The organism is Kribbella sp. NBC_00709, assembly GCF_036226565.1.
Taxonomy (GTDB): domain Bacteria; phylum Actinomycetota; class Actinomycetes; order Propionibacteriales; family Kribbellaceae; genus Kribbella.
Map to the genome: position 1 here is coordinate 2,189,093 of NZ_CP108996.1, position 26,225 is coordinate 2,215,317.

Below are 26,225 nucleotides of genomic sequence, written 5' to 3' on the forward strand. Positions count from 1 at the left end.
CGAACCACTCGACAGGCATTTTCTGGGGAGGCGCCAGCCACGGATGGACGGTCTGCTGCTCGAACGCGTACCGGGGCTGCCGGAGCGGTTCCGGATCGATGTAGGCGAGCAGCGCGCGATCGTCGTACCGCAGGCCGCCGACCGTCGTCGGCTGGCGGACGTCCTGACCGGACTGGAGGACCCGCCATCCGGTGCGCTCGTGCTGGCCGGCGGACCGGTCCGGCTGGTGCCGGCGGAAGGCGGACTGCTCCCCCACCTGACTGTGCTCGGCAATGTGATGCACGGCCTCCGCACCACGCATCAGGTCACCCAGCAGGCCGCTCGGGACGAGAGCCTGGTCAAGGTCATCGGCTGCGGTCTGGAAGACGTCCAGGACCGCTACCCGCACGAGATCACACCAGGTCGTCGCCGGCTCGCCGGTGTGGCCCGGGCGCTCGGCGCCTATCCACGGGCGATCGTGCTGGAGGACGCCACCGGTCTACCCACGTGGGGCTCGCTCCTGTCGATCCGCCCCAACCCTGACCTCGCATCAGCCGCCCTGCTCCTCATCACGACCAGTGCGTCGCGTACGACGGGATTCGCCGATGCCGAGTAGCCGCCGGGCGTTCCTTGGTACGGCGACCGCGCTCCTGCTCGCCGGCTGCTCCAGCGACGTGCTGGGACTGCGGCGTGCGGTCCGGGTGGCCGTCAGCTGGAGCGGGCAGGAGCTGCGCGCGTTCCACAAGGTCCTCGACGGTTTGGGCGCACTGGACTACCCGGTCGAGGTCGTCCCGCTCGGCGACGACATCTCCACTGCCTTCGGCGCCCGCTCTACTCGCCGGCCCGACATCGTCATGCTCCCGCAACCAGGTCTGGTCCCGCGTCACCTCGACGACCTGGACCCGATCCCCGACGACCTGGCCCCGCTCGGACGTGCGCGTCTGTGGAACGAGCTCCTGACCCACGACGGGACGACGTACGGCGTGCCCTTCAAGACCGCCCACAAGTCCGCGGTCTGGTACCGGCCCTCGGTGTTCCAGCAGGCCGGCGTACAACCGCCTCGGCTGTGGTCGGAGTGGCTGACGATGAACCGGACGCTGACGCAGGCGGGCGTCACGCCGCTGTCGCTGGCCGCAGGTGACGGCTGGGTGCTCACCGACTTCCTGGAGAATGTTCTGCTCGGCATCGCACCCAGTGTCTATAAGAGCCTCGCGACAGCGACCAGTCCGCGTCCGTCGCAGCAGCCGCAGTTCGCAGCCGCGCTGCGGTTGCTGGGGACCATGTGGTCGGCGCCTGGGGTGCTGGCAGGCGGAGTGAAGGAGTCACTCGTCCAGCAGTTCCCGGATGCGTTGATAGAGGTGTTCGGGCATCGCAGAGCGGCCATGGTGCTGGCGTCCGATTTCGCTGAGCCCGTCGTCCGGTCGTTTGCCGCAGATCCCGATGACATCGGGCTGTTCACGTTCCCGCCGATGGCTCCAGGAGCCGCAGCACCTGTGGTTGTCGGTGGCGACGTGATGGTGCTGCCGAAGCCGAGCGGGGACGACGCGCGCGATCTGGTACGGCGCCTGTCCGCACCGACCGCTCCGGATCCCTGGATCAAGGAGGGCGGGTTTCTGGTCGACGGACGGGTCTCTGGGTACACGCCCGAGCTCACTCGGCTCGCCCTGCAGCTGACCAAGCCCGGGGAGCAGCTCCAGTTCGACCTGTCCGACCGGCTCGGTCGGATCGGGGACATCAACGGGCTGTGGCGAGTGCTGACCGACTTCCTGATCGCTGTCGGCGGTCGCGACGCCACCGCCGTACCGCAGGCCGTGGACGCCGCGATCGACGAGATGCGCAAGGTGGAGGAGAGCTGATGGGGCTGCAGACCAACGGCTTGTCCCTCGAAGTAGTCGGCCGCGAGATCACCGGTCGTCCGGTCCCCGGCAAACCACGCCGACCGGCCGGACCGTACCTGCTGGGGTTGCCGGCGTTGCTGCTCAGCTGTCTGCTGCTGGTACCGATCGGAGTGACCGTGGTGGCGGCGTTCCGGACGCCGGGCGGGTTCGGCTTCGGCAACTTCGGGGTGATGACCGACCAGGGCGCATTGCGTGCTGTAGGCAACAGTCTGCTCTGGGTGCTGGTCGCCTTCGGGATCGTCGTGGTCGGCTTCTTCCTTGCCCTGTTGAGTTATCGGCTGCCTGCGGTGACGACATTCCTGCAACCAGCGCTGGTGATTCCGTTCGCTGTGTCGGTGCTGGTGTCCGGTGCGACGTTCCGCCTGCTCTTCGATCCGACTCCGGAACGCGGGACGGTCACAGCGGTCTGGACGCGGCTGTTCGGGTCGAGTCCGGTGTGGCTCGGACCTGGTCTGTTCTGGCTGGTGCTGGTGTCCGCGTTCGGCTGGACCTGGCTGGGGTACGTCGTGTCGCTGTTCCGCGCCGGTCTGGATGCGATACCGGACGACGTGACCAGGACCATCACAGCCGAAGGTGTTCGGGGTTGGCGGCGCATGCGTGCGTTGGAGATCCCGCTGCTGCGCCCGATCGCCGGCGTGGTCACGCTGACAGTGGTGATCGCGGCGGTGCGGGTCTTCGACCTGGTGCTGATCGTCGTACCAGGGTCGATGCAGCAGTCCGCCGACGTACTCGGGTTGAACTGGTGGCGGGCGACGACCACTGGTGACGACACAGGCCGTACGGCGGCGCTCGGCGTCGTACTGTTCGCGATCGTCGCGGCAGTGGGGCTGATCGGCGTACGTGGGCTGCGCCGCCGTCGGTGGGCGATGCCGGTGACCGTAGTACGGCCGGATCCATCACTGGGGCGGCCGAAGCCTCGACGTTCCGTACGACGGTTCGGTTGGCTCATCGGGCTCGCAGTAGCGCTGGTGTGGATCTTCCCGGCGGTAGTACTCGTCATCACCGGCCTGCACTCGCCTGCGGAGGCCGGTGTGCACGGCTGGTGGTCCGCGTCGGGACTCGGGTTCTCGTCGTTCGCTGCAGCGGCGAATGTCGGGTTGTTCCGGGCCCTGCTGTCCACACTGATCATCGCCAGCGCTGCAACGGCCGTGCTGCTCGTGATCGCCGTACCGACGGCCTATCTGGTCGCGTGGGGCGGTCTGCCCGTGCGCGTCGGGCGCGCAGTGATGGCTGTTTTCGTAGTACTCGCGGTGACGCCCGTGCAGATGTACGCCGCTCCGCTGCGGGACGCGATCGACGCGGCCGGACTGGCCGGGTCCCGGATCGCACTGGCGCTGGTGCATGCGGCTGCTGGTCTCCCGTTCGCTGTGCTGTTGCTGCGATCCGCCTTTGCGTCTGCCCCACCTGCGTTGGTGTCTGAGGCATTGCAGGGCCCAGTGCGGCAGAGCGCCGTACTGGCGACTGTGCAGCGGACGTACCGTCCCGCGCTGATCGCCGTTGCAGTGCTGGAGTTCACACTGGTGTGGAACGACTTCATCGTCGGGTTCCTGATCAGCGGCCCGGGTACGACGCCGTTGTCGCTGGTGCTGTGGGGTGAGGCGCGACAGTTCTCCGCATCGAGCGGACCGGTCGCCGCTGCGGCCGTGGTCGCATCGGTCGTGCCCGCCGTTCTCATGCTGTCGTTCTGGCGGACCGTGGTGCGCGGGCTCACGACAGGAAGCCGGCCATGAGCGAACAGGAAGACGAGAGGCCACCGGAGAAGCCCGAGTCGCCCTATCAGAGCCGCGGATTCCGCTTCATCATCGGCACCGTGGCCTCTGCGCTGCTCACCGGGCTCGCGTCGGAGATGCTGAACCAGAGCCTCGACAGCGGCGGCTGGGTGCAGTGGATCGGCCTCGGCGTGACCGTGCTGCTCGGAGCGATCACGATCATCCAGTACGGCCCGGCGATCCGGCGCTCCTGGCAGCACAGCGGCGACAGCGCTCCGGAACTGCATGCGACCGCAGAGGAGGCCGAGCAGTGGATGATCGCGCTCGGCTCCCACGCCGGTGGCATGGCGGCCGCCGAGTGGTATGCGATGAACGAAGAGTGGCTCCGCGAACTGCTGATGGCCGAGAAGCCACATGTCGACACGATCGACGACTTCGCCCGCATCTGCGACGCCCTCGAGCCCTGGTACGTACGACGTGCCGATGCGGATGCCCTGCTGCAGCTGAGCGACCTGCTGAGCGCTGCGGCCGAGGTGTGCGGTCGGCGTGACCTCGCCGAGCTCGCTGCGGCGCGCGCGGCAACGGCGTACCGGATGCTGGGTGACCTGGACACGGCCAGCACCCGGCTGGGCATCTCCGACAACATCGCGACCCACAGCCGGACCACGGCCGCGCTGACGACGCGACGACAGGTCGAAAGGGCTCTGCTCTCCCTGACCCGCGCGGACCGCTCACCGGCCGGGAACGACCGCGACGAAGCAGTCCTGAACGCACGCGACCGGCTCGACGACGCGCGGCTCAAACGTCCCGGCCCCGACCTCGCGGCCGACGTGGCGATCGCCGTCAACCTCGCCGTCGTCCACCTGTACCAGCAGGACGCCGAGGGCGCGCTGGACCAACTGCGACCAGCCGTCGCCCGGGCAACAGCCGCCGGTGATCTGAGCGGCCAGGCACACGCCCTCGAGCTCATGGGCGTCGCCGCGTGGATGCAACGGAATCGGCACGAGGCCGCCGGCCGATGGGAGCACGCCGCCCACCTGTACGCCGAGATCGACGAACGCGAAGGCCAAGCCCGCTGCCTGCAGCACCTCGGCTCCGCGGAGGTCGCCGCCGGTCGCCTGAACACCGCGCTCGAACTGCTCGAACAGAGTGCGGAGTTGCGGACGTCGGACAGCGAGATCCTCACCAAGTACCTCGACGCGGCGCGGCAGACGTCGGATCTACCGGTCGTCGCGGACGATCCGCCGCACCGCACGGTCGGTTGGTTGAAGCGGCGCCTTCGGTCGTTGAGAGGTTTTGTCGGACGTACCCCATAGGTTGATCCCATGGCGAAGGCGGCGACACAGGCGAAGGGCAAGTCGGCGTACGCGTGCTCGGAGTGTGGATGGACCTCGGCGCGCTGGATCGGGCGATGTGGCGAGTGCCAGGCCTGGGGCACGGTCGCCGAGGTCGGCGCGCCGAAGGCCGCGCGGATCACGGCGGGTCCGGTGTCGTCGCCGGCGATGCCGATCGCGAAGGTGTCCGCGATCGAGGCCGAGTCCCGCCCGACCGGCATCGGTGAGCTCGACCGGGTGCTCGGCGGCGGCGTCGTGCCGGGCGCGGTGATCCTGCTCGCGGGTGAGCCGGGCGTCGGCAAGTCCACCCTGCTGCTGGAGGTCGCGGCGCAGTCGGCCCGCGGCGGCCAGCGCACCTTGTACGTGTCGGGCGAGGAGTCGGCCGCCCAGGTGCGGCTCCGCGCGGGACGGACCGACGCGCTCGTCGACGAGCTGTTCCTCGCTGCCGAGACCGATCTGGGCGCAGTGGTCGGTCAGGTCGACGCGGTCGAGCCGACGTTCCTGGTGATCGACTCGGTGCAGACGATGGCCCACCCGGAGGTCGACGGCGCACCCGGTGGGGTGACGCAGGTCCGCGAGGTGACCGGTGCCTTGGTCCGGCTCGCGAAGGAGCGGCACATCGCGGTCGTGCTGGTCGGCCACGTGACCAAGGACGGCGCGATCGCCGGTCCGCGGATGCTCGAGCACCTCGTCGACGTGGTGCTCGCGTTCGACGGTGACCGGCACTCCGGTTTCCGGATGGTGCGCGCGACCAAGAACCGGTTCGGCCCGTCGGACGAGGTCGGCTGTTTCGACATGGTCGACACCGGCATCGTCGAGGTGACCGACCCGACCGGCCTGTTCGTCTCCGAGCACGCCGAGCCGGTCGCCGGGACGTGCGTGACGGTGATGATGGAGGGCCGGCGCCCGCTGCTGGCCGAAGTACAGGCTCTGGTCGGTCCGTCCGCTGCCCCGCAGCCGCGCCGGACCACGTCCGGGCTGGAGTCGTCGCGGGTCGCGATGGTGCTCGCCGTGCTCGGGAATCGGGCCGGCCTGAAGCTGACCGACCAAGAGGTGTACGTCGCGACCGTCGGCGGCGTGAAGATCACCGAGCCGGTCGCGGACCTGGCAGTGGCGATCGCGGTCGCGTCGTCGGTGATGGACAAGCCGATCCACCCCGGCCTGATCGCGATCGGCGAGGTCGGCCTGGCCGGCGAGGTCCGGCGGGTCGGCGGGCTGGAGAAACGGCTTGCGGAGGCGGCCCGGCTCGGATTCACCAAGGCGATCGTCCCGGCCGACATCCCGAACCGGAGCAAGGACCTCAAGCCGATGGACATCCAGAAGAAGTACGGCCTGCGTACCTTCGCGGCCCCGGATCTGCCCTCCGCACTGATGGCCGCGGGCCTGGCCTGACTGCTGTGTTCCCGGCCACAGGCCGGACGGGGGGATCAACAGATTCGCGGTCGGGAACGTACTCTGGGTGCGCCCCCACGCCGGGTTCAGAGCCGAACCTTGGTACCCGCCGGATGACTGCAGGAGCACCTGATGACCGGATCAAGAGTTGTCGCGCTCGGCCACTACCAGCCGGAACGGGTGCTCACCAACGACGAGCTCGCCACCATGGTCGAGACCAACGACGAGTGGATCCAGAGCCGGGTCGGCATCCGGGAGCGCCGGATCGCGGCCCCCGACGAGCAGGTCGACGAGATGGCCTGGCGGGCCGCCGACAAGGCCGTCGCGAACGCGGGGATCGATGTCGCGGAGATCGACTACGTCGTGGTCGCGACCTGTACGGCGATCGACCGGTCACCGAACATGGCCGCCCGGGTCGCCGCGCGCCTCGGCCTCGGCAACCCGGCCGCGATCGACCTGAACACCGCGTGCTCGGGCTTCGCCTACGCGCTGGCGACCGCCGACCAGGCCATCCGCGCCGGCGCCGCCACCAAGGCCCTGGTCATCGGCGTGGAGAAGCTCAGCGACTGGACGGACTGGACCGACCGCACCACCTGCGTGCTGATCGGTGACGGCGCCGGCGCGGCCGTGCTGGTCGCGAGCGACGAGCCCGAGGTCGGTCCGGTGGTGTGGGGTTCGGTGCCGGAGATGTCGGACGCGGTCCGGATCGAGGGCCGCGACGGCCCGTTCGCACAGGAAGGTCTGAGCGTCTTCCGCTGGGCCACCACGCAGCTGCCGGAGATCGCCAAGCAGGTGTGCGAGAAGGCCGGCCTGAAGCCCGAGGACCTCGGTGGCGTCGTCCTGCACCAGGCCAACCTGCGCATCATCGAGCCGCTCGCGAAGCGGCTCGGCGCGGTCAACGCGGTGGTCGCCAAGGACGTCGTCGAGTCCGGCAACACCTCGGCCGCGAGCATCCCGATCGCGTTGTCGAAACTGGTCGAGAAGCGCGAGATCCCGTCCGGCGCGCCGGTGCTGCTGTTCGGATTCGGCGGCGGTCTGTCGTACGCCGGCCAGGTCATCCGCTGCCCCTGACGCGACAGGCGTCGTACTCCGGCGGCGCTCTATTACGCGAGAAATCGGCACTGCACGGTCCGGATGCACGAGCGAGTGCACGCGCAACCGCACCTGCGGGCGGTCCCGCGCCGCGTGCAGCCGGTGCAGCGGCAGATATCGGCGCAACTGCGTCCGCGTAACCGCATAGACTCAGGTTCCGTGGCACCGAACACGGACAAGAACAGCACCGGCGCCCGGCTGCGCGCAACGCTCGCGGCAGTGGCGCCCGGCACCGAACTGCGCGAAGGCCTGGAGCGGATCCTGCGCGGGCGGACCGGCGCACTACTCGTGCTCGGTCACGACAAGGCCGTGGACGCGATCTCCACCGGCGGCTTCGAGATCGACGTCGAGTTCACCGCGACCGGGTTGCGCGAGCTCAGCAAGATGGACGGCGCGATCGTCCTCGACCGCGAGGCGACCCGGCTGATCCGCGCCGCCGTACACCTGATGCCGGACCCGGCGATCGTCACCCAGGAGACCGGCACCCGGCACCGGACCGCCGACCGGGTCGCGCGGCAGACCGGGTTCCCGGTGATCTCGGTGTCGCAGTCGATGCACATCATCGCGCTGTACGTCGACGACCAGCGGTACGTGCTCGAGGACTCCGGCGCGATCCTGTCCCGCGCGAACCAGGCCCTGGCCACCCTCGAGCGGTACAAGCTGCGCCTCGACGAGGTGTCCGGCACCCTGTCCGCGCTCGAGATCGAGGACCTGGTCACGGCCCGGGACGTGGCCGCGGTCGCGCAGCGGCTGGAGATGGTCCGCCGCATCGCCACCGAGATCGACGGGTACGTCGTCGAGCTCGGCACCGACGGCCGGTTGCTCACCCTCCAGCTCAACGAGCTCGTCGCCGGAGTCGCCGGCGAACGCGAGCTGGTCGTCCGCGACTACCTCCCGCCGGCCACGGGGCGTCGCGCCAAGACGGCCGACGACGTACTGCTCGAGCTGGACGCGGTCAGCCCGACGGACCTGCTCGACATCGGCCAGGTCGCCCGGGCGCTGCAGCTCGGTGGCGCCGAGCAGCTCGACGCCGCGGTCACGCCGCGCGGCTACCGCCTGCTGGCCAAGGTGCCGCGACTGCCGGGTGCGGTCATCGATCGGCTGATCGAGCACTTCGGCCACCTGCAGAAGTTGCTCGCGGCAAGCATCGACGACCTGCAGACGGTCGAGGGCGTCGGCGAGAACCGGGCCCGCACGGTCCGCGAGGGCCTGTCCCGGCTGGCCGAGTCCAGCATCCTGGAACGCTACGTCTGACCACTGAAAGTCACTAGGCGCCTCCGGTTCGTGAAAGAACCGGAGGCGTCTTGCATTTCCGGGCGGATCGACTAATACTCCACATGGAACATTTGGCGCGGAACAATCCACCTGGAGGATCATGGCCGACCTCACCCCGCTGGCGATCTCGGTGCTGGCGTTGCTCGAGGAGAAGCCGATGCACGCCTACGAGATGTACCAACTGCTCGTCAGCCGGCACAACCACCGGATCGTCAAGGTCCGGCCCGGCTCGCTGTACCACACCGTCGAGCGGCTGGCCGGACAGGAATACGTCCGGGCGACCGGTACCGAGCGCGCCGGGAACCGCCCCGAGCGGACGACGTACGAGATCACCCCGGCCGGCAGCGAGGCGCTGGTCCGCCGGGTCGAGAGCGGTCTCGAGACCTTCGCCTACGAGTACCCGATCTTCCCGGTGTTCCTGGCCGAGGCGCACAACCTCGACGCCGACGACGCCGTACTGCGGTTCCGTCGCCGGATCGAGGACCTGGACTTCTGGCTGGCCGATCTGGACAAGGCCGTCGCCGGAGCGCAGGCCCGCGACGTGCCCGAGCCGTACTGGATGGCCGGCAGTTTTGTCCGCGCACAGGTCGCGGCAGAACGCGACTGGCTCACCTCCACCATCGAACGTATCGAGAGCAAGGACCTGGAATGGCAACCCCACAAGACGCAGTGAGGCCCGAGGTGCGGCCGTGGCCCGCACTGTGGGCGCTGGTGCTCGGCTTCTTCATGATCCTGGTCGACTCGACCATCGTCTCGGTCGCGACGCCCGCGATCCTCGAGGACCTCGGGTCGGACGTCGGCACCGTGGTCTGGGTGACGAGCGCCTACCTGCTCGCGTACGCCGTGCCGCTGCTGATCACCGGCCGCCTCGGTGACCGGATCGGCCCGAAGAAGATCTACCTGACCGGGCTGGCGTTGTTCACGCTCGCGTCGGTGTGGTGCGGGCTGACCAACTCGATCGAGATGCTGATCGTGGCCCGGGTGTTCCAGGGTCTCGGCGCCTCGATGATGACGCCGCAGACGATGGCCGTCATCACCCGGATCTTCCCGGCGGACCAGCGCGGCCGGGCGATGAGCCTGTGGGGCGCGACCGCCGGCGTGGCGACGCTGGTCGGCCCGATCCTCGGCGGCGTGCTCGTCGACGGACTCGGCTGGCAGTGGATCTTCTTCATCAACGCGCCGGTCGGCGTGGTCGGTTTCGTGCTCGCGATGCGGCTGGTCCCGGACCTGCCGACGCACCAGCACAAGTTCGACCTGATCGGTGTCGTGCTGAGCGCGGTCGGCCTGTTCCTGCTGGTGTTCGGCATCCAGGAGGGCCAGAAGTACGACTGGGGACAGATCAAGGGCCCGATCTCGGTGTGGGGCCTGATCATCTCCGGCATCGTCGTACTCGCGGTCTTCGTCGTCTGGCAGTCCCGCAACCGCGGCGAGCCGTTGCTGCCACTGAGCCTGTTCAAGGATCGCAACTTCTCGCTGGCCAACGTCGCGATCACCACGGTCGGGTTCGCGATCACCGCGATGGCGTTCCCGCTGATGCTGTACGCGCAGGCCGTCCGCGGACTGTCGCCGACCAGGTCGGCGCTGCTGCTGGTGCCGATGGCCGTGATCTCCGGTGCGCTGGCGCCGTTCGTCGGCCGGCTGGTCGACCGGACACCGCCGCGGTTCATCGCCGGGTTCGGGCTGCTGTGCTGCTCGGTGTCGTTGTTCTGGATGAGCCAGGTGATCGAGCCCGACGTGGCGATCTGGCAACTGCTGCTGCCGATCGCGCTGCTCGGTGTCGCGAACGGCTTCATGTGGGCGCCGCTCGGCACCACCGCGACGCGGAACCTGCCGATGCGCCAGGCCGGCGCCGGCGCGGGCGTCTACAACACGACGCGTCAGGTCGGTGCGGTGCTGGGCAGTGCGAGCATCGCCGTACTGATGGAGTCGCGGCTGGTGCACAACCTGCCGGCTATGCCGGGCGGCGGGGCTGCGGCAACCGAGGGGTTCGCCGGCGGCAAGCTGCCGGAGGTCGTACGGCAGGGGTTCAGCGACTCGATGGCACAGTCGCTGATGTTGCCGGCCGCCGTGCTGCTGATCGGATTGGTTGCCGCCCTGCTGTTCGTCGCGCCGTCGCACCTGCAGAAGAAGCCGTCCACCGCGACAGAGCCGGTCGAGGCCGGCTGATCACACCACCTGGAAGGCTTGGGCGCTCGACAGGTGGCCGTCGTACTCGGCTTTGACGACGTAGGTTCCGGGCTTGGCGACCGGTTGACCCGGAAGACAGCCAGGCCCGGACCGGTGCCCGTTCCAGGACACCGTGACGGCCGCCTGCTTGCCCTTGGCAACGACCAGCGTGGCGCTCTGGATCACCTTCGCGCACTGCGTGGTGCTCCAGATCAGGTCGTTGCCGGACGTGACGGTCACGGTCAGCTTGTCGTTGCTGATCGTGGCCTTGCACTCGTCGCTCGCAGGGCTCAGCTGGACCACGAAGTTCAGCATCGAGCCGGAGACGATCTTCCGGTTGCCCGGTAGGGCGTCGATCTGGACGTCGGAGCCCTTGCAGGTCTGGTCCGCGGGCGGCGTGGTCTTGGTCGGCTTCGGCGTGGGCGTCGGCGTTCTGGTCGGCCCCGGTGTCGTCCCGGTGCTCGGGGCGGAGGCCGGTGGCGCGCCGGACGGGTTCGGCTGCGGATCGGTCGCGGCGGTGTTCTGCGCGTCGCCGCTGCCGGAGAAGAGCCGGGAGATCAGGAAGACCAGCACGACTACGACCGCGAGCACCAGTCCCCGGCGGAACCAGTACACGCTGGCGGGCAGGTGCCCGACCGGACGGAGCAGGCTGCTCATGAAGCGCACTCTAATATCGGCACTGTGCTGGACCACTCAGGCTCGCCGCTGTGCATTTGGCCGCGACTCCGTCGCGGCGGGTCATGGGGCTGTAACTCCCGGCCTTCCCTCGTCGCTCCGGTCGCTTCGCTCCCTCCGCTCCTCAGTCCAGGCCGGGAGGCCCCATGACCGCGGCCACTGCTCTCCATGACACGGTGCTGCGGTGGTACGACGCCAACGCTCGCGTGTTGCCGTGGCGGGAGCCGGATGCCGGGGCGTGGGCGGTGATGGTCAGTGAGTTCATGCTGCAGCAGACACCGGTGAACCGGGTGCTGCCGGCGTACCGGACGTGGCTGGAGCGGTGGCCGAAGCCGGTGGACCTGGCAGCAGAGGCTCCTGGTGAGGCTGTAAGGGCCTGGGACCGGCTCGGGTACCCACGGCGCGCTCTGCGGCTGCACGCGGCGGCTCAGGCGATTGTGGAGCGCCACGGCGGCGAGGTGCCGGACGACCATGCCGCACTGCTCGCACTGCCCGGCGTAGGGACGTACACGGCCGCCGCGATCGCATCGTTCGCCTTCGGGCAACGTCATGCCGTCGTCGATACCAACGTCCGCCGGGTCCTGGCACGCGCCCTGACCGGCGTCGCCCAGCCGACCATCTCCCCCACTGCCGCAGATCAGCGCCTGGCTGTCAGCGCCCTCCCACCTGACGAAGCAGTCGCTGCCCGCTGGGCCGTTGCCTCGATGGAGCTCGGCGCCCTCATCTGCACCGCGCGTACGCCGCGCTGTGCCGACTGCCCGATCCGCTCCCAGTGCGCATGGGTCCGCGCCGGCAGTCCGCCGTACGACGGTCCGCCTCGCCGCGGCCAGACGTACGAAGGCACCGACCGCCAAGCGCGCGGCCGCCTCCTCGCCGTACTGCGTGCCGCGTCGGCGCCGGTGTCCAAGGACAAACTGGACGCGTCATGGCCGGACGCGACCCAACGCGAGCGCGCCCTGGACGGACTGGTGGCCGACGGCTTGGTCGAACCGCTCGCCCGCAGTCGTTATCGACTACCTGAATAGCAAGAGGCCGGCTCGACGACTCGAGCCGGCCTCTTAGATCCTGCTTCAGTTCTTCTTGCTGCCGGCGGCTTCTTCTTCGTCGTCGGCCAGCAGGTCGAGCGGCATCGCCGGGCTGCCGGACAGCGTCGCCAGCATCTGACGAACGTTGGTCAGCTGCGCGTTGATGCTGTCGCGACGCTGGGTCGCGGCGGCCAGCTCGCGCTCGGACTCGGCGCGGATCCGCTCGGACTTGTCCTTCGCGGCGGCGACGATCTCCTGGGCCTGCCGGTTGGCGTCGGCCAGCTGCTGCTGGGACAACCGCTCGGCCTCGGAACGCGACCGGTCGGCCTCGCGCTGCACCTGCGCGGCGCGGTCGGTGACGGCGGCCAGCTGCTGCTCGGCCAGTGCGGTCCGGGCGGCGAACTCCTGCTCGACCTTGCCCCGGCGCTCGGCCAGGGTGGTCTCGAAGGCAGCCGCGGCCTGAGCGGACTTGGCCCGCTCCTGCTCGTACAGCGCCTGGGCCTCACTGCGGCGGGCGGTCGCGTCGCGCTCCGCCTCGTCGCGCATGTCGTCTGCCTGGGTGCGCGCTTCCTCGAGGATGCGGGCGGCCTCGGCGTCGACCTCGCTCTTCCAGTCCAGGGAGTACTGCTCGGCCTCCTTGCGGACCTTCTTCGCGTGCGCCTCACCGTCGGCGACGATCGCCTCCGCGTCGGTGCGGGCGCGGGTCACCAGATCACGGGCCTCGTCGTCGGCCAGCGACAGGATCTTCGCGACGCGCTCACCGAACTCGGTGAAGGTGGGCGTGCGGTCCTTGGAGTCCTCCTGGGCGGAGATGACGGCCGCTTCCGCCGCGTCCGTGCGGGACTGCAGCTCCTGTACATGACGCTGCAGCTGCTCGGACTGCTGCTGCAGGGCAGTCAGCGAGGTGGTCAGCTCACGGATGTGCTGGTCCACCTGGGCAGGCTCGTAGCCACGCAGAACGGTACGGAACGGGGTTGGGCTTTCACTGCTCATGTTTTCCGATGCTCACTTCGATGGGTGGGTGGATCACACATTGTCACTGACAAGGATCTGACTGTCACGTCCTCATCCTGATTCCCCCGTGGAACCCTCACTGGAGGACATTCCACCACCTGGGCGGAACCCCGGTACAGCGAGTGCCTCGATCACACCCGAAAGCTGGGTGAGCTCCTTGGTGATCTCATCACGGCGCTGGTTCAACGCCGCGACCCTCGCCTCGGCATCGGCGAGAAGTTTTCGGGCCTGTGCCCGCAGGGTATCGGCATGGTCGCGGGCCTGCGCCTCGATCTGCTGAGCTTCCGCGCGGGACTTGCGGATCAGCTCGTGCGACTGGCGCTGCGCATCGGCCAGATCGTTGGCCGCGCGCTCGCGGAGGTGCTGGGTCGCGGACTCGGCCTCGGCCTCGCGGCGGTTCGCCCGCTCGATGATCTCCCGGGCGTCGTTCGCGGCCGTGCCCTTCAGCCGGTCGGCCCGGGCCTGTGCCTGGGCGGTGACCTTCTCGGCCTCCTGCTTCGCGGAGGCCAGCGTCGACTCCGCCTGCTCGCCGGCGGAGTACAGCGTCGTCTCGGCGAGCGCGGTCAGCTCGGCGTTCTCCTTGGCGATCGCGTCCTGGGTCTGCTTCAGCCGGCTGGTCGAGCGGCCGACGACGCGGCGCAGGTGCGCCCGCTTCTGCCGGAGCAGCTCGGTCGCGTCGACGGCGGCCTGCTCGCGGATCGACTGCGCCTCGGACTCCGCGGCGCCGATCAGGTCGTCGACGGTCTTCTTGCTCCACAGCGTCTGCTTCTCGGCCTCGGCCAGCGCCGCCTCGGCCGCCTTGTTCGCGTCCTCGACGATCCGCTGCGCCTCGCCGGACGCCGTCCGCCGGTCGGCCTCGATCGAGTCGACGACCAGCTTCGCCTGGGCCCTCGCGTCGGCCATCAGCCGCTCGTTGCCGGCCTCGGCCTCGGCCTTGCGCTCGGCGATCTCGGCGACCGCCTCGGCCCGCAGCTTGTCGATCTCCAGCGAGATCGCGGCCAGCTTCGCGCGCTCGGTCTCCTCGAGCTCCGCGGTACGCCGCTCCAGCTCGTTCCGGTTCTCGCCGCGCAGCCGCTCGATCTCGGCGTGTGCGTCGCCGATCTCGCGGCGCGACTTCTCCCGGGCCACTTCGACCTCGCGCTCGACCGCGGCCCGCAGCTCGCTCGCCTCGGCCTCGGCCCGGGCGATCAGGTCGGCCTCGTTGCGTACGGCGGCCTGTGACACCAGCGCAGCCTGGTCACCGGCGTCGGCGACCAGCTGCTGTGCTTCCTTGCCGGCTCGCTCGACGGTGGCCTGCGCGGACTCGCGCGCCTCCCGGGCCTCCTCGAGCAGCTCGTCGGCCTCTTCCTTCACCCGGGCTGCTTCGCTCTCGGCGGAAGCGATCCGGCGCTGCGCCGCGGCCTGCGACTCGGCCCGCAACTGGTCAGCGGTCGCCTGGCTCTCGATCCGCAGCTGCTCGGCCGCTGCCTCCGAGTCCGCCCGGCGCTTCGCGACCTCGTCGGCGACGGTGGCCCGGAGCTCCTCGGCGGCGGACTCCGATCCGGTCTTCAACCGCTCCGCGATGGCAGCGGCCTCGGAGCGGACCCGCTCGGCTTCCGCGGTCGCCTCGGAGGTCAGTTTGTCGGCCGCGGCGGCAGCTTCCCGGCGGACCCGGTCGGCTTCGGCGGTGGACTCGGCTCGCAGCCGGTCGGCGGCCTCCTCGGCCTCGGAGCGGACTCGCTCGGCCTCGGCCTCGGAGTCGGTGCGGAGCTGCTCGGCAGCCCGCTCAGCGTCGTTCAGGACCCGCTGGGCAGCCGACATCGCGTCGGTCCGGAGCTTCCGCGCGGCGGCCTCCGCCTCGGCCTGCAGGCGCTCGTTCTCGGCGCGGATCCGGCCGGCCTCGTCGCGGGCCAGGTCGTTCTCGTGCTCGGCCTGCTCGCGCAGGGTGTCGGCGATCCGCTGCGCCCGCTCGAGCACACCGCCCGCCTGCCGCACGCCAAAGGAACCGGTGTCAGCGACCGGTTCCTGGGTCAGGGGCAGACGCGGAGCGTCCATGCGACGAGATGATTCCATCCCCGGCCCCCTTTCCGACAGTCCGGGTCCGAACAGCGTGCTCACAGGGTTAACAACGCAGTAGACAGGCGGTAGGTAACTGCTTCATCAGCAGTTGCGCGATCTTCCCATCGATACGTTGGCGGGCGCGACCCACTCCCGTATCGAAGTGGTCACGCTCCGCAGGACGATACGACCAATCAGTAGCCTTCGCGCAAATCAGGCGTGTCTCAGCGATACGCAGAACTGAAGCGCAGTACTCCGGCCTGGACCACTGTGCGGCCCCGGACGTGCAGAAGGCCCCGCCGAAGCGGGGCCTTCTGGCGTTGCGTCGGTTATGAGTCCTGCACTCCGGAACCCGTACCGTTGCCGCCACCGGCGGTCAGGTCGGTCAGCTCCAGGTCCGAGGTCGAGGACTTCTCGGCCCCGGTGAAGGTGAAGTACTCCGCCAGGCCGTCTTCGTTGACCGTGCCTTCCGGCGCCGCGTCGACCAGGACGATCTGACCGGGGCGAAGCTCCCCGAACAGGATCTTCTCGGCCAGGATGTCCTCCACGTCGCGCTGCAGTGCGCGGCGCAGCGGGCGGGCGCCCAGGACCGGGTCGAAACCACGCTTCGCGGCGAGTTCCTTCGCCGCCGGCGTGAGCTCGATACCCATGTCCTTGTCCTTCAGCCGCAGCTCGATCTGGGCCACCATCAGGTCGACGATCCGGACGATGTCCTCCATCGAGTGCTGGTGGAAGACGACGATCTCGTCGACGCGGTTCAGGAACTCCGGCCGGAAGTGCTGCTTGAGCTCCTCGGTGACCTTCGACTTCATCTTCTCGTAGGACCCGACGGTGTCGCTGGCCTGCGAGAAGCCGAGGCTGCCCCGGGCGATGTCCTTGGTGCCCAGGTTCGTGGTCATGATGATCACGGTGTTCTTGAAGTCGACCACGCGGCCCTGGGCGTCGGTCAGACGACCCTCGTCCAGGATCTGCAGCAGCGAGTTGAAGATGTCCGGGTGGGCCTTCTCCACCTCGTCGAACAGCACCACGCTGAACGGCTTGCGGCGCACCTTCTCGGTCAGCTGGCCACCCTCTTCGTAGCCGACGTACCCAGGAGGCGAACCGAACAGCCGCGAGGCCGTGTGCTTCTCCGAGTACTCCGACATGTCGAGGCTGATCAGCGCGTTCTCGTCGCCGAACAGGAACTCGGTCAGCGCCTTCGACAGCTCGGTCTTACCGACACCGGACGGGCCGGCGAAGATGAACGAGCCGCTCGGGCGGCGCGGGTCCTTCAGCCCGGCGCGAGTACGCCGGATCGAGCGGGACAGGGCCTTGACCGCGTCGACCTGGCCGACGTACCGCTTGGCCAGCTCCTTCTCCATGTCCAGCAGCCGCGAGGACTCCTCCTCGGTCAGCTTGAAGACCGGGATGCCGGTGGCGGTGCTGAGCACCTCGGCGATCAGCTCCTCGTCGACCTCGGCGACCACGTCCATGTCGCCGGCCTTCCACTGCTTCTCCCGCTCGGACTTCGCGTTGATCAGCTTCTTCTCGTCGTCGCGCAGCCGCGCGGCGCGCTCGAAGTCCTGCGCGTCGATCGCCGACTCCTTCTCCCGGCGAACGGTCGCGATCTTCTCGTCGAACTCGCGCAGGTCCGGCGGAGCCGTCATCCGGCGGATCCGCAACCGGGCCCCGGCCTCGTCGATCAGGTCGATCGCCTTGTCCGGCAGGAACCGGTCCGAGATGTACCGGTCGGCCATCTGCGCAGCGTTCACCAGCGCGGCATCGGTGATGGTCACCCGGTGGTGCGCCTCGTACCGGTCGCGGAGGCCCTTGAGGATCTCGATCGTGTGTGCGATCGAGGGCTCGGCCACCTGGATCGGCTGGAACCGGCGCTCGAGAGCGGCGTCCTTCTCGACGTACTTGCGGTACTCGTCGAGGGTGGTGGCGCCGATGGTCTGCAGCTCACCACGGGCCAGCATCGGCTTCAGGATGCTCGCCGCATCGATCGCGCCCTCGGCCGCACCGGCCCCGACGAGGGTGTGGATCTCGTCGATGAACAGCACGATGTCGCCGCGGGTGCGGATCTCCTTGAGCACCTTCTTCAGGCGTTCCTCGAAATCACCGCGGTAGCGCGAACCGGCTACCAGGGCGCCCAGGTCGAGGGAGTAGATCTGCTTGTCCTTCAGCGTCTCCGGGACGTCACCGCGGACGATCTGCTGGGCCAGACCTTCCACGATCGCGGTCTTGCCGACACCCGGCTCACCGATCAGGACAGGGTTGTTCTTGGTCCGCCGGGACAGCACCTGCATGACCCGCTCGATCTCGCTCTCGCGCCCGATCACCGGGTCGAGCTTCGCCTCACGAGCGGACTGGGTGTAGTTCCGGCCGAACTGGTCGAGCACCAGGGAGCTGCTGGGCGCACCCTCGGTGGGTGCACCGGCTGCCGTCGTCTCTTTGCCCTGGTAACCGCTCAGCAGCTGGATGACCTGCTGCCGGACCTTGTTCAGGTCCGCGCCGAGCTTGACCAGGACCTGCGCGGCGACACCCTCACCCTCGCGGATGAGGCCGAGCAGGATGTGCTCGGTGCCGATGTAGTTGTGGCCCAGTTGCAGGGCCTCGCGCAGGGAGAGCTCCAGCACCTTCTTGGCGCGGGGGGTGAACGGGATGTGCCCGCTCGGGGCCTGCTGCCCCTGGCCGATGATCTCCTCGACCTGGGAACGAACGGCCTCGAGCGAGATACCCAGGCTCTCGAGAGCCTTGGCGGCGACCCCTTCACCCTCGTGGATCAGGCCGAGCAGGATGTGCTCGGTCCCGATGTAGTTGTGGCTGAGCATCCTGGCCTCTTCCTGAGCCAGGACGACTACCCGACGGGCGCGGTCCGTAAATCGTTCAAACATCGCCAAAGCGCTCCTTGCCTCAGAGGAGTCGGACGTGCCGTGTTGGCCGACCCCCGTACATGCATGCTAGTCCCCGGCGCCGACAGGCTCGCTCTCGGCGAACAGCCGATCACGCTTCCACCGACTGCCCGGGCGGCATCACAAGGGGACAACCGCACTGATCACCAGCGTGTTCCCACTCCGACCCGATCAGACAGCGTGTTCGCCACCAGCGAATTTCCCCAACTACCTGCCCGGTCAGTCACCAGTCCCGACACGCCGTGTCCCACTCTGTGAAACAACCGGAATGCGGACGGTCCCGGCACCCAATAGGGCGCCGGGACCGGCAGTCCGAAAAACTTACTTGGCTTCGTTGTACGCCGCGCGCACCTCGGCGGAGATCCGGCCTCGCTCGCTGACCTCGTAGCCGTTCTCCTTGGCCCAGGCCCGGATGTCGGCGGAGTCCGACGCCGACCGGCCCCGGCCCCGCGCCCGGCCCACGCTGCCGCGGCGGCCGGAGACCCGGCGCCCGGAGCCGACATAAGCGGCCAGTGCGTCGCGCAGTTTTGCGGCGTTCTTCTTGGACAGGTCGATCTCGTACGTCGTTCCGTCCAGCCCGAAGGTGACGGTCTCGTCGGCCTTACCGCCGTCGAGATCGTCCTCGAGAACCACCTGAACCCTTTGCGCCATCGATGACAACCTTTCCGCGCCCGCCATCGGGCACAATCCCCCTGCCGAATTGTTAGCACCTGATTTGTACCGCACAAACTGGGTTCGTGTCATTCATCGACGCCGCACAGCCGTCGTAACTTTGAGTATTCATCCCAGCCGCAAGCGGCTGGACCAGAATGCATTCGACCCCGGATTTGCGGAACCAGTCCGTTGTGCTATGCAACGACCTGCGGGGGGATTCGGGAATCACTCCGGACGGAGCAACGGGAACAGAATCGTCTCCCGGATACCGGTCCCGGTGAGCAACATCACCAACCGGTCCAGGCCCATCCCCATGCCGCCGGCCGGCGGCATCCCGAATTCCATCGCCCGGAGGAAGTCCTCGTCCAGCTCCATTGCCTCCGGGTCGCCGGCCGCGGCCTGCATCGACTGCGCCACCAGGCGATCGCGCTGGATCACCGGGTCGTTCAGCTCGGAGTACGCGACCCCGAGCTCGACGCCGTTGACGAACAGGTCCCAGGCCTCGACCAGGCCCGGAATTTCCCGGTGCGGCTTGGCCAACGGCCGTGCCGACTCCGGATAGTCGCGGACAAAGGTGGGCTGGATCAGCGTGTGCTCGCACAGCTTCTCGAACAAGTCGACGGCGATCTCACCGACATTCCGGCCCGGCTGCAGCTCGACGTCGTGCTGCTCGGCCAACTTGGTCAGAGTGGCCAGGTCGGTGGTCACGTCGACGCTCTCGCCGACCGCTTCGGAGAGCAGCCCGAAAAGCGTCGCGTGCCGGAACGGCTGCTCCACGTCGATGGTCGAACCGTCGCGCGCAGTGATCGTCGTACGACCGATCGCGCGGCCCGCGTTCCGGATCAGTTCCTGGATCAGCTCGGCCATCGTGTCGTAATCGCCGTACGCCTCGTAGGCCTCGATCATCGAGAATTCCGCGGAGTGGGTGGAGTCCAGCCCCTCGTTGCGGAACGTGCGGCCGATCTCGTAGACCCGGTCGACGCCGCCGATCATCGCCCGCTTCAGATCGAGCTCGAGCGCGATCCGCAGCTTCATCTCCTGGTCGAACGCGTTCAGGTGCGTGCTGAACGGGCGGGCTGCGGCGCCGCCGTTGGTCAGCTGCAGCACCGGCGTCTCGACCTCGACGAAGCCGTGCCCGTCGTACGTCGCGCGCAGCGCCTTCAGGACGGCTGCCTTCGCGCGGACCATCTCGCGGGCCTCCGGGCGGACGATCAGGTCGACGTACCGCATCCGGACCCGGGCCTCTTCGCTGAGCGGCTTGTGCTCGTTCGGCAGCGGGCGCAGCGTCTTGGCGGCCATCTGCCACCCGGTCACCTGGACGGACAGCTCACCGCGCCGGCTGGTGATCACCTCGCCCTGGACCGCCAGCAGGTCGCCGATGTCGACGAGTTGCTTGAACCGGGCCAGCTCCTCCTCGCCCAGGTCGGCCAGCGAAAGCATCACCTGCAGCTCGGTCCCGTCGCCCTCACGGAGCCGGACGAAGCAGAGCTTGCCGGTGTTGCGCAGGAAGATCACCCGGCCGACCACGGAGACCTGCTCACCGGTCCGGGTGTCGGGCTCCAGGTCCTGGCTGTCGTACTTCGCCCGCAGGTCCTTCAACAGGTGCGTCCGCGGCACCGAGATCGGGTACGGCGGGACGCCTTCGGCCAGTAGCCGGTCACGCTTCTCCCGGCGAACCCGCATCTGCTCGGGCAGGTCGTCCTGCCCGTTGTCGGGGTCCACCGGGTCCACGTGCGTATCAGTCATGCCTAAAGGCTAGTGACTGACTGCCTCCACTTCCGAATCCTTTGTTCCGTCCTTGACCCTGGCGAGCAGGACGCCGACGACCGCGGCGGCCACCGCGCACGCCAGTCCGCAGGTCACGAACGTCCCGCGCGAACCGAGCAGCGCACCCGCCAGACCGCCCAGCAGCATGGCGAAGATGCTGAACGAGCGGACCGTCCCGTTCAGGGCGGCGAGCACCCGGCCGCGGACCGATTCGGCCGACCGCATCACGATGAGCGCGCTGGTCGCCGCGTTCAGCAGCCCGCTGCTGACGCCGATCGTGGTGGCGCCGATCATTAGCGTCACGAAGTTCCCGGCCAGGCCCATCAGCACACTGGAGCCGCCGATCCCCGCCATCCCCGCGACGACGGCCATGGACCGCGCCCGGTCGCCGCTGAGCCGGCCGCTGTACCAGGCGCCGAGGATCGCGCCGGCACCGGTCGCCGCACCCGCCGCGCCGTACAGGCTGGGGCCGAGGCCCAGTTCGCCGGTGATCAGGAACACCTCCACGACATTCACCGCTTCACCGGCGACGACGAACACCCAGAGCGCCGGCACCAGGATCCGCAGGATGTCGTCCCCGAAGATGGCCCGCAGTCCGGCCGACACCCCGCCGCCCTGGTGCACAGCCGTCGGCTCCGGCCGACGACGGGTCCGAACCAGTTGCGCGACGAGCACCAGGACGAGGAAGGTCCCGGCGTCGACGAGGAGAGCACCACGGGTCCCGGCCGCGCCGACCAGGACGCCACCGGCCGCAGAACCCGCCAGCGTCGCGACCCCGATCAGCGCCTGGCTGGTCCCGGTGGTCCGGCCGACAAGCTCCTCGCCGACGATCCGGGGAATCAGTGCTCCCCACGCAGGACCGGCGACAGCCTGGCCGACCTGCAGGACGCAGACCAGGACCAGCGTGTTGACCAGGTTGTGCACGAAGGCGAGGCCGATACCGGCCGCGACCTGGAGCAGACCCGAGCAGACCAGGACCAGACGGGAGTCGAAGCCGTCCACGATTCGCCCGGCGAACGGGATCATCGCGACCGTCGGTACGGCGAACGCGAGCAGCAGGGCCGTGACCGCGGCCGGGCCGTGGCCGTCGGACACGCGCAGCATCAACGCGATCAGGGCGATCGAGTCACCTGCATAGGACAGCGCACGGGCGGGCAGCACCAGACGGATGTCGCGGTGCGCCCAGATCGAAGTCTGAAGGGTTTGCTTCATAGATGTGAAGTTAGTGCTTCATATTCCCATCCGTCAAGAGGTTCGCTACGCTGACGTCGTGGCCAAGAAGAAGCCCGCTGTGGTGATCACCGATCCACGGGCGATCCGCGCCCTGGCCCACCCGGCCCGGCAGCGGGTCATCGACGAGCTGTACAACGGCAGAGTGCTGACCGCGACCGAGTGCGCGGAGCTGGTCGGCCTGACGCCGTCGGCGATGAGCTACCACCTCCGGGCCCTCGAGAAGTGGGGCATCCTCGAGCGCGCCGAGGAGTCCGCCGACGGCCGGGAGCGGCCGTGGCGGGCGCGCGCGTCGAGCCTCCGGATCGACTCCACCAGCGCCGGAGCCGGGCGGTTGGCCGGCCAGGCGATCATGCGGTCCGCGGTGAACGGGGTGCTCGAGCAGTTCCAGGACATGGCCGACGACGACCCGTGGGACGACGTCAGCATGATGAGCCGGACCCGGTTGTGGCTCACCCACGAGGAGGCCGTCCGGTTCAGCAAGGAGCTGAACGACCTGGTCGAGCGGTTCAAGAAGAAGCGGACCCAGAGCGACCACCCGGCCGCCGCCCGGCAGATCAGCTCGCTGTACGCCGTCGTACCGATCGGCAAGGTGCCCGAAGAGAGCTGAACCGTTAGCAACACAACGACGTATCCAGGAGTACCTTCGAAGTAGAGGTACTTGAGATGCAGTCCTGGATCCTTTGGGTGATCGTCGCCGCCGTCCTCGGCACGGCTGAGTTGATGGCAGCGACCTTCGACCTGCTCCTGCTCGCCATCGCCGCGCTCGCGGCCGGCGGCATCGCCGGGCTGGGACTCGGCATCGGCTTCCAGGTCCTCGCGTTCGCCGTCACCGCCGCCGCGCTGGCCATCCTGGTCCGCCCGGTGGCCCGCCGGCACCTGATGGGGCACCCGAAGCTGCGCACCGGGGTGGCCGCCCTGGTCGGACGGGAGGCCGTGGTGCTCGCTCCTTGCGATCGGGACGCCGGCCGCGTCCGGATCGGCGGCGAGGAATGGAGCGCCCGTTCGTACGACCCCTACCTGCACATCCCCGTAGGCACCCGGGTCGACGTTTTCGCCATCGAGGGGGCCACCGCCCTCGTCCATCCCCAGGAGGAGCCATGGCCGAACTGATCATCGGAATCGTCGTCGCACTGCTCGCGGTCGTGCTGGTACTGCGAACCGTCCGCATCGTCCCGCAGGCGCGGGCCAGCAACGTCGAGCGCCTCGGCCGGTACCTGCGCACACTCGAGCCCGGACTGAACATCGTGATCCCGTTCATCGACCGGCCCCGGCAACTGATCGACCTGCGCGAGCAGGTGGTCTCGTTCCAGCCGAACTCGGTGATCACCGAGGACAACCTGGTCGTCCACATCGACACGGTGCTGTACTTCCAGGTCACCGATCCGCGCGCGGCGGCGTACGAGATCCAGAACTACATCCAGGCGATCGAGCAGCTGACCGTCACCACACTGCGGAACGTGATCGGCGCGCTGGACCTGGAGAAGACGCTGACGTCGCGCGAGCACATCAACTCGATTCTCCGCGGGGTCCTCGACGAGGCGTCCGGCAAGTGGGGCATCCGGGTCAACCGGGTCGAGCTCAAGGCGATCGAGCCGCCGGCGTCGATCAAGGAGTCGATGGAGAAGCAGATGCGGGCCGAGCGGGAGAAGCGGGCCGCGATCCTGAACGCCGAGGGCCAGCGGCAGTCCCGGATCCTGACCGCGGAGGGCGACCGGCAGGCCGCGATCCTGCGGGCCGAGGGTCAGGCGAAGGCGATCGACACGGTGTTCGAGGCGATCCACCGCAACGACCCGGACCCGAAGCTGCTCGCGTACCAGTACCTGCAGATGCTGCCCGAGCTCGCCAAGGGCCCCGGCAACACGTTCTGGGTCATCCCGTCGGAGGTCACCACCGCGCTGCAGAACGTCACCAAGGCCTTCCGCGGCGACACGGCTCCCCCGGCACCCCCTGTCATCCCGTCGGAGAACGGCCACAACCCTGAAATCTCCCGGGGATAGTTGCCCCGTCACCAAATCGGTTGTCGCTCGATGTCACTATGGGTGCATGGGGGAACCTCTGTTGCTCGCGCAGGCGATCGCCATCCCGACCGGAGTGGCCGTCCTGGCGTACCTGGTGGTCGGACTCGTCATCGGCGTCGAGAGCATGGGCGTGCCGCTGCCGGGTGAGACCACCCTGGTCGCGGCCGCGCTGCTCGCCTCGCAGCACCACCTGAGGATCGAGTTCGTCATCATCGCGGCGGCCGCCGGCGCGATCATCGGCGACTCGATCGGGTACTTCGTCGGCCGTAAGGCGGGGCGCCGGCTGTTCGAGCGGCTCGGGCGAAGGTTCCACCACTTCTCCGAGGACCGGATCGTCCGCGCCGAGAAATACTTCCACAAGTACGGCGTCTGGACGGTGTTCTTCGGCCGGTTCGTCGCGCTGCTGCGGATCTTCGCGGGCCCGATGGCCGGCATGCTGCGGATGCACTACCCGCGCTTCCTGGCCGCCAACGCCGCCGGCGGTATCGCCTGGTCGGCCACCATCGGCATCGTCGCCTACAAGGTCGGCGACAACGCGGACAAGATCTTCGGCCGGGTGTCGCTGTGGGCACTGGTTGCGATCGCGGCCGTCGTGGTCGCGCTGTACGTCGTCCACAAGGTCCGCAAGCGGCGGAAGCACACCGACGTCCCCGAGCCGAAGCCGGCCGAGTCAGCGGACGTGTAGCTCCAGGCCCGCGGTGGTGATGCCCTGCATCGGGCGGCCGAACATCATCGCGCCCGGGATCACGAACCGGTAGACGAAGTCGCCCGGCTGCCCGGCCTTGAACGCCAGCGCGGTCTGGCCCTGGCGCATCGCCATCGCCTTCAGGTTCGCCCAGGTACGGGTCTGCCGGTTCCACGCCTGCAGCATCACGGTCGTGTTCATGGCGGGCTTGACCGTCGCCGAAATGGTCACCATCGAGCCGGCCTTCTTCGCCGTGTCCCCGCCGGCGAACCCGGCCGAGGCGACCCGGACCACACTCTTCGTGTACGCCGGTTTGCTGGTCGACGTCCCGGTGGTCGTGCCGCCCTTGGAGTACACCGGCACGATGATCTTGTACGGCCTGCTCCCCGCGGTCGGAACGCCGATGTCGTAGTACCCGCCCGCCGTCGTCGCGCCGCTCGCCGCCGGGGTCCACCGCGCACCCGGCGTGACCTGCGTCAGGACCACGACCGGCACGCCCGCCGGCGTCGCTCGCTGGCTGGTGCACGGCGCCTCGAGGTCGCAGCCGACCTGGTGCAGGATGACGCGCCCGCGGACCCGGATCGGCACGCTGAACTGCGCCAGCGGCGGCACGGCGGCGTTGATCGAGCTGGTCAGACCGAACACCTGCCCGCCGATCCGCGTGCTCCACTCGTTCTGCGTGCGGAGCTCGAAGACGTACGGCGGCTTGATGCTCTTGATCACCTGACGGTTCGAGGTGGTCGCCGGGCCGATCGCCTTCAGCAGCTGGCCGGGCCGCCCGATCATCGGCACGTAGCGCTGCGTCTTCTTGCCCGTCACGTCCAGCGGGTCGTTCGGGGTGAAGTCCTGCGGCGCGACCGGCACCGACCATCTGATCAGCACGCCGCGCCCCTGCGGAGCCACCGCTGCGGCGCTCGGCCGCACCGGACCGTCGGTGTCGAACACCGGCGACTTGGCGAGCTTGCTGGTCACGCCCCCCTGCGACGTCCCGGTCGCCACCGCGATCTTGTAGTTGCCGTCCGGCGGGAACGCCGAGGTCGGGATCTCCCAGCGGTTCGGGTCGCCGGCCGGGATGTACTTCACGTACGACGGGCTCTCGCTGAGCACACCCTCGATCGTGATCCGGTTCGGCTGGCTGGTGTCCTTCCAGGTCACCTGCACCGCCGCCCGCCCCTTCGGCGCCCAGGCCACCGTCACGTCGGAGGGCGCCGGATCCGAGGCGCACGCAGTCAGCGCGGTCGCTCCCACGACCACCGCCAGCGCCACGGAAAGCACGCGCCGCACTTCGACCACCTCGTCCCAGCTGCCTCACAACCGACCGGTGAACCATACCCAGTCACGAGTGCCGGACCCCCAGGGCCGTTGCCGGATCGGTATC

22 protein-coding genes are annotated in these 26,225 nt (G+C 69.0%); 14 read left to right on the forward strand and 8 right to left on the reverse strand.

Annotation, left to right across the window (positions count from 1 at the left end; genetic code table 11):
* Positions 1–43: 43 nt before the first annotated feature.
* The 9 genes from OHA18_RS10765 to OHA18_RS10805 all read left to right on the forward strand — a co-directional run bounded on the left by OHA18_RS10765 (position 44) and on the right by OHA18_RS10805 (position 10,845).
* Positions 44–595: a hypothetical protein gene (locus tag OHA18_RS10765; RefSeq protein WP_329003821.1), complete on the forward strand. Its 552-nt coding sequence runs from the start codon at positions 44–46 to the stop codon at positions 593–595.
* Positions 585–1,835 (forward strand): ABC transporter substrate-binding protein, encoded by a 1,251-nt coding sequence (locus OHA18_RS10770; protein ID WP_329003822.1) that lies wholly within the window; start codon positions 585–587, stop codon positions 1,833–1,835. Before OHA18_RS10765 ends, OHA18_RS10770 begins: the two co-directional genes overlap by 11 nt.
* Positions 1,835–3,607 (forward strand): ABC transporter permease, encoded by a 1,773-nt coding sequence (locus tag OHA18_RS10775; protein ID WP_329003823.1) that lies wholly within the window; start codon positions 1,835–1,837, stop codon positions 3,605–3,607. The genes OHA18_RS10770 and OHA18_RS10775 overlap by 1 nt, the downstream gene beginning before the upstream one ends.
* Positions 3,604–4,902 (forward strand): hypothetical protein, encoded by a 1,299-nt coding sequence (locus OHA18_RS10780; protein WP_329003824.1) that lies wholly within the window; start codon positions 3,604–3,606, stop codon positions 4,900–4,902. Before OHA18_RS10775 ends, OHA18_RS10780 begins: the two co-directional genes overlap by 4 nt.
* A gap of 9 nt (positions 4,903–4,911) precedes the next feature.
* Complete coding sequence (gene radA / locus OHA18_RS10785; RefSeq protein WP_329003825.1) at positions 4,912–6,312, forward strand: DNA repair protein RadA; 1,401 nt, start codon at positions 4,912–4,914, stop codon at positions 6,310–6,312.
* A gap of 132 nt (positions 6,313–6,444) precedes the next feature.
* The gene (locus tag OHA18_RS10790; RefSeq protein WP_329003826.1) at positions 6,445–7,383 is read left to right on the forward strand and encodes a beta-ketoacyl-ACP synthase III; all 939 of its coding nucleotides are present in this window, start codon (positions 6,445–6,447) and stop codon (positions 7,381–7,383) included.
* Between the two features lie 180 nt (positions 7,384–7,563).
* A complete protein-coding gene (gene disA / locus OHA18_RS10795) occupies positions 7,564–8,658 on the forward strand; it encodes a DNA integrity scanning diadenylate cyclase DisA (protein WP_329003827.1) in 1,095 nt (364 codons plus the stop codon).
* Positions 8,659–8,779: 121 nt separating this feature from the next.
* Positions 8,780–9,352, forward strand: a complete 573-nt coding sequence (locus tag OHA18_RS10800) for a PadR family transcriptional regulator (RefSeq protein ID WP_329003828.1) — start codon at positions 8,780–8,782, stop codon at positions 9,350–9,352.
* Complete coding sequence (locus tag OHA18_RS10805; protein ID WP_329003829.1) at positions 9,328–10,845, forward strand: DHA2 family efflux MFS transporter permease subunit; 1,518 nt, start codon at positions 9,328–9,330, stop codon at positions 10,843–10,845. The genes OHA18_RS10800 and OHA18_RS10805 overlap by 25 nt, the downstream gene beginning before the upstream one ends.
* On the opposite strand, the gene OHA18_RS10810 is transcribed toward OHA18_RS10805, so the two are convergent.
* Positions 10,846–11,502 (reverse strand): hypothetical protein, encoded by a 657-nt coding sequence (locus OHA18_RS10810; protein WP_329003830.1) that lies wholly within the window; start codon positions 11,500–11,502, stop codon positions 10,846–10,848.
* Between the two features lie 164 nt (positions 11,503–11,666).
* On the opposite strand from OHA18_RS10810, the gene OHA18_RS10815 reads away from it, so the two are divergent.
* Positions 11,667–12,545, forward strand: a complete 879-nt coding sequence (locus OHA18_RS10815) for an A/G-specific adenine glycosylase (protein ID WP_329003831.1) — start codon at positions 11,667–11,669, stop codon at positions 12,543–12,545.
* 45 nt (positions 12,546–12,590) lie between these two features.
* Here OHA18_RS10815 and OHA18_RS10820 read toward each other — a convergent pair whose 3' ends face one another.
* The 6 genes from OHA18_RS10820 to OHA18_RS10845 form a co-directional block, all read right to left on the reverse strand.
* Positions 12,591–13,538, reverse strand: coding sequence for a DivIVA domain-containing protein (locus OHA18_RS10820; RefSeq protein WP_329003832.1), 948 nt, complete (start codon positions 13,536–13,538; stop codon positions 12,591–12,593).
* A 72-nt stretch (positions 13,539–13,610) separates the two neighbouring features.
* Positions 13,611–15,593, reverse strand: a complete 1,983-nt coding sequence (locus OHA18_RS10825; RefSeq protein ID WP_329003833.1) for a kinetoplast-associated-like protein — start codon at positions 15,591–15,593, stop codon at positions 13,611–13,613.
* Positions 15,594–15,925: 332 nt separating this feature from the next.
* The gene (locus OHA18_RS10830) at positions 15,926–18,472 is read right to left on the reverse strand and encodes an ATP-dependent Clp protease ATP-binding subunit (RefSeq protein WP_329003834.1); all 2,547 of its coding nucleotides are present in this window, start codon (positions 18,470–18,472) and stop codon (positions 15,926–15,928) included.
* A gap of 339 nt (positions 18,473–18,811) precedes the next feature.
* Entirely contained in the window at positions 18,812–19,141 is a 330-nt protein-coding gene (locus tag OHA18_RS10835) for a histone-like nucleoid-structuring protein Lsr2 (RefSeq protein ID WP_329003835.1), read from the reverse strand.
* 228 nt (positions 19,142–19,369) lie between these two features.
* Positions 19,370–20,890 carry a lysine--tRNA ligase gene (gene lysS, locus OHA18_RS10840; RefSeq protein WP_329003837.1) on the reverse strand — a complete coding sequence of 507 codons (1,521 nt, stop codon included), beginning with the start codon at positions 20,888–20,890 and terminating at the stop codon, positions 19,370–19,372.
* Positions 20,891–20,899: 9 nt separating this feature from the next.
* On the reverse strand, positions 20,900–22,123 hold the full coding sequence (locus OHA18_RS10845; protein ID WP_329003839.1) for an MFS transporter: 1,224 nt from the start codon (positions 22,121–22,123) through the stop codon (positions 20,900–20,902).
* A gap of 58 nt (positions 22,124–22,181) precedes the next feature.
* Here OHA18_RS10845 and OHA18_RS10850 point away from each other — a divergent pair, with 58 nt between their 5' ends.
* Genes OHA18_RS10850 through OHA18_RS10865 form a run of 4 tightly spaced genes read left to right on the forward strand, consistent with a single transcriptional unit; the run spans position 22,182 to position 24,847 of the window.
* Positions 22,182–22,751, forward strand: coding sequence for an ArsR/SmtB family transcription factor (locus OHA18_RS10850; RefSeq protein ID WP_329003841.1), 570 nt, complete (start codon positions 22,182–22,184; stop codon positions 22,749–22,751).
* A 56-nt stretch (positions 22,752–22,807) separates the two neighbouring features.
* Positions 22,808–23,254: an NfeD family protein gene (locus OHA18_RS10855; RefSeq protein WP_329003843.1), complete on the forward strand. Its 447-nt coding sequence runs from the start codon at positions 22,808–22,810 to the stop codon at positions 23,252–23,254.
* Positions 23,242–24,141 (forward strand): SPFH domain-containing protein, encoded by a 900-nt coding sequence (locus OHA18_RS10860; protein WP_329003844.1) that lies wholly within the window; start codon positions 23,242–23,244, stop codon positions 24,139–24,141. Before OHA18_RS10855 ends, OHA18_RS10860 begins: the two co-directional genes overlap by 13 nt.
* 46 nt (positions 24,142–24,187) lie before the next feature.
* Positions 24,188–24,847: a DedA family protein gene (locus OHA18_RS10865; protein ID WP_329003845.1), complete on the forward strand. Its 660-nt coding sequence runs from the start codon at positions 24,188–24,190 to the stop codon at positions 24,845–24,847.
* Here the strand turns inward: OHA18_RS10865 and OHA18_RS10870 are convergent.
* Positions 24,833–26,131 (reverse strand): hypothetical protein, encoded by a 1,299-nt coding sequence (locus OHA18_RS10870; protein WP_329003847.1) that lies wholly within the window; start codon positions 26,129–26,131, stop codon positions 24,833–24,835. The genes OHA18_RS10865 and OHA18_RS10870 overlap by 15 nt on opposite strands.
* Positions 26,132–26,225 lie beyond the last annotated feature (94 nt).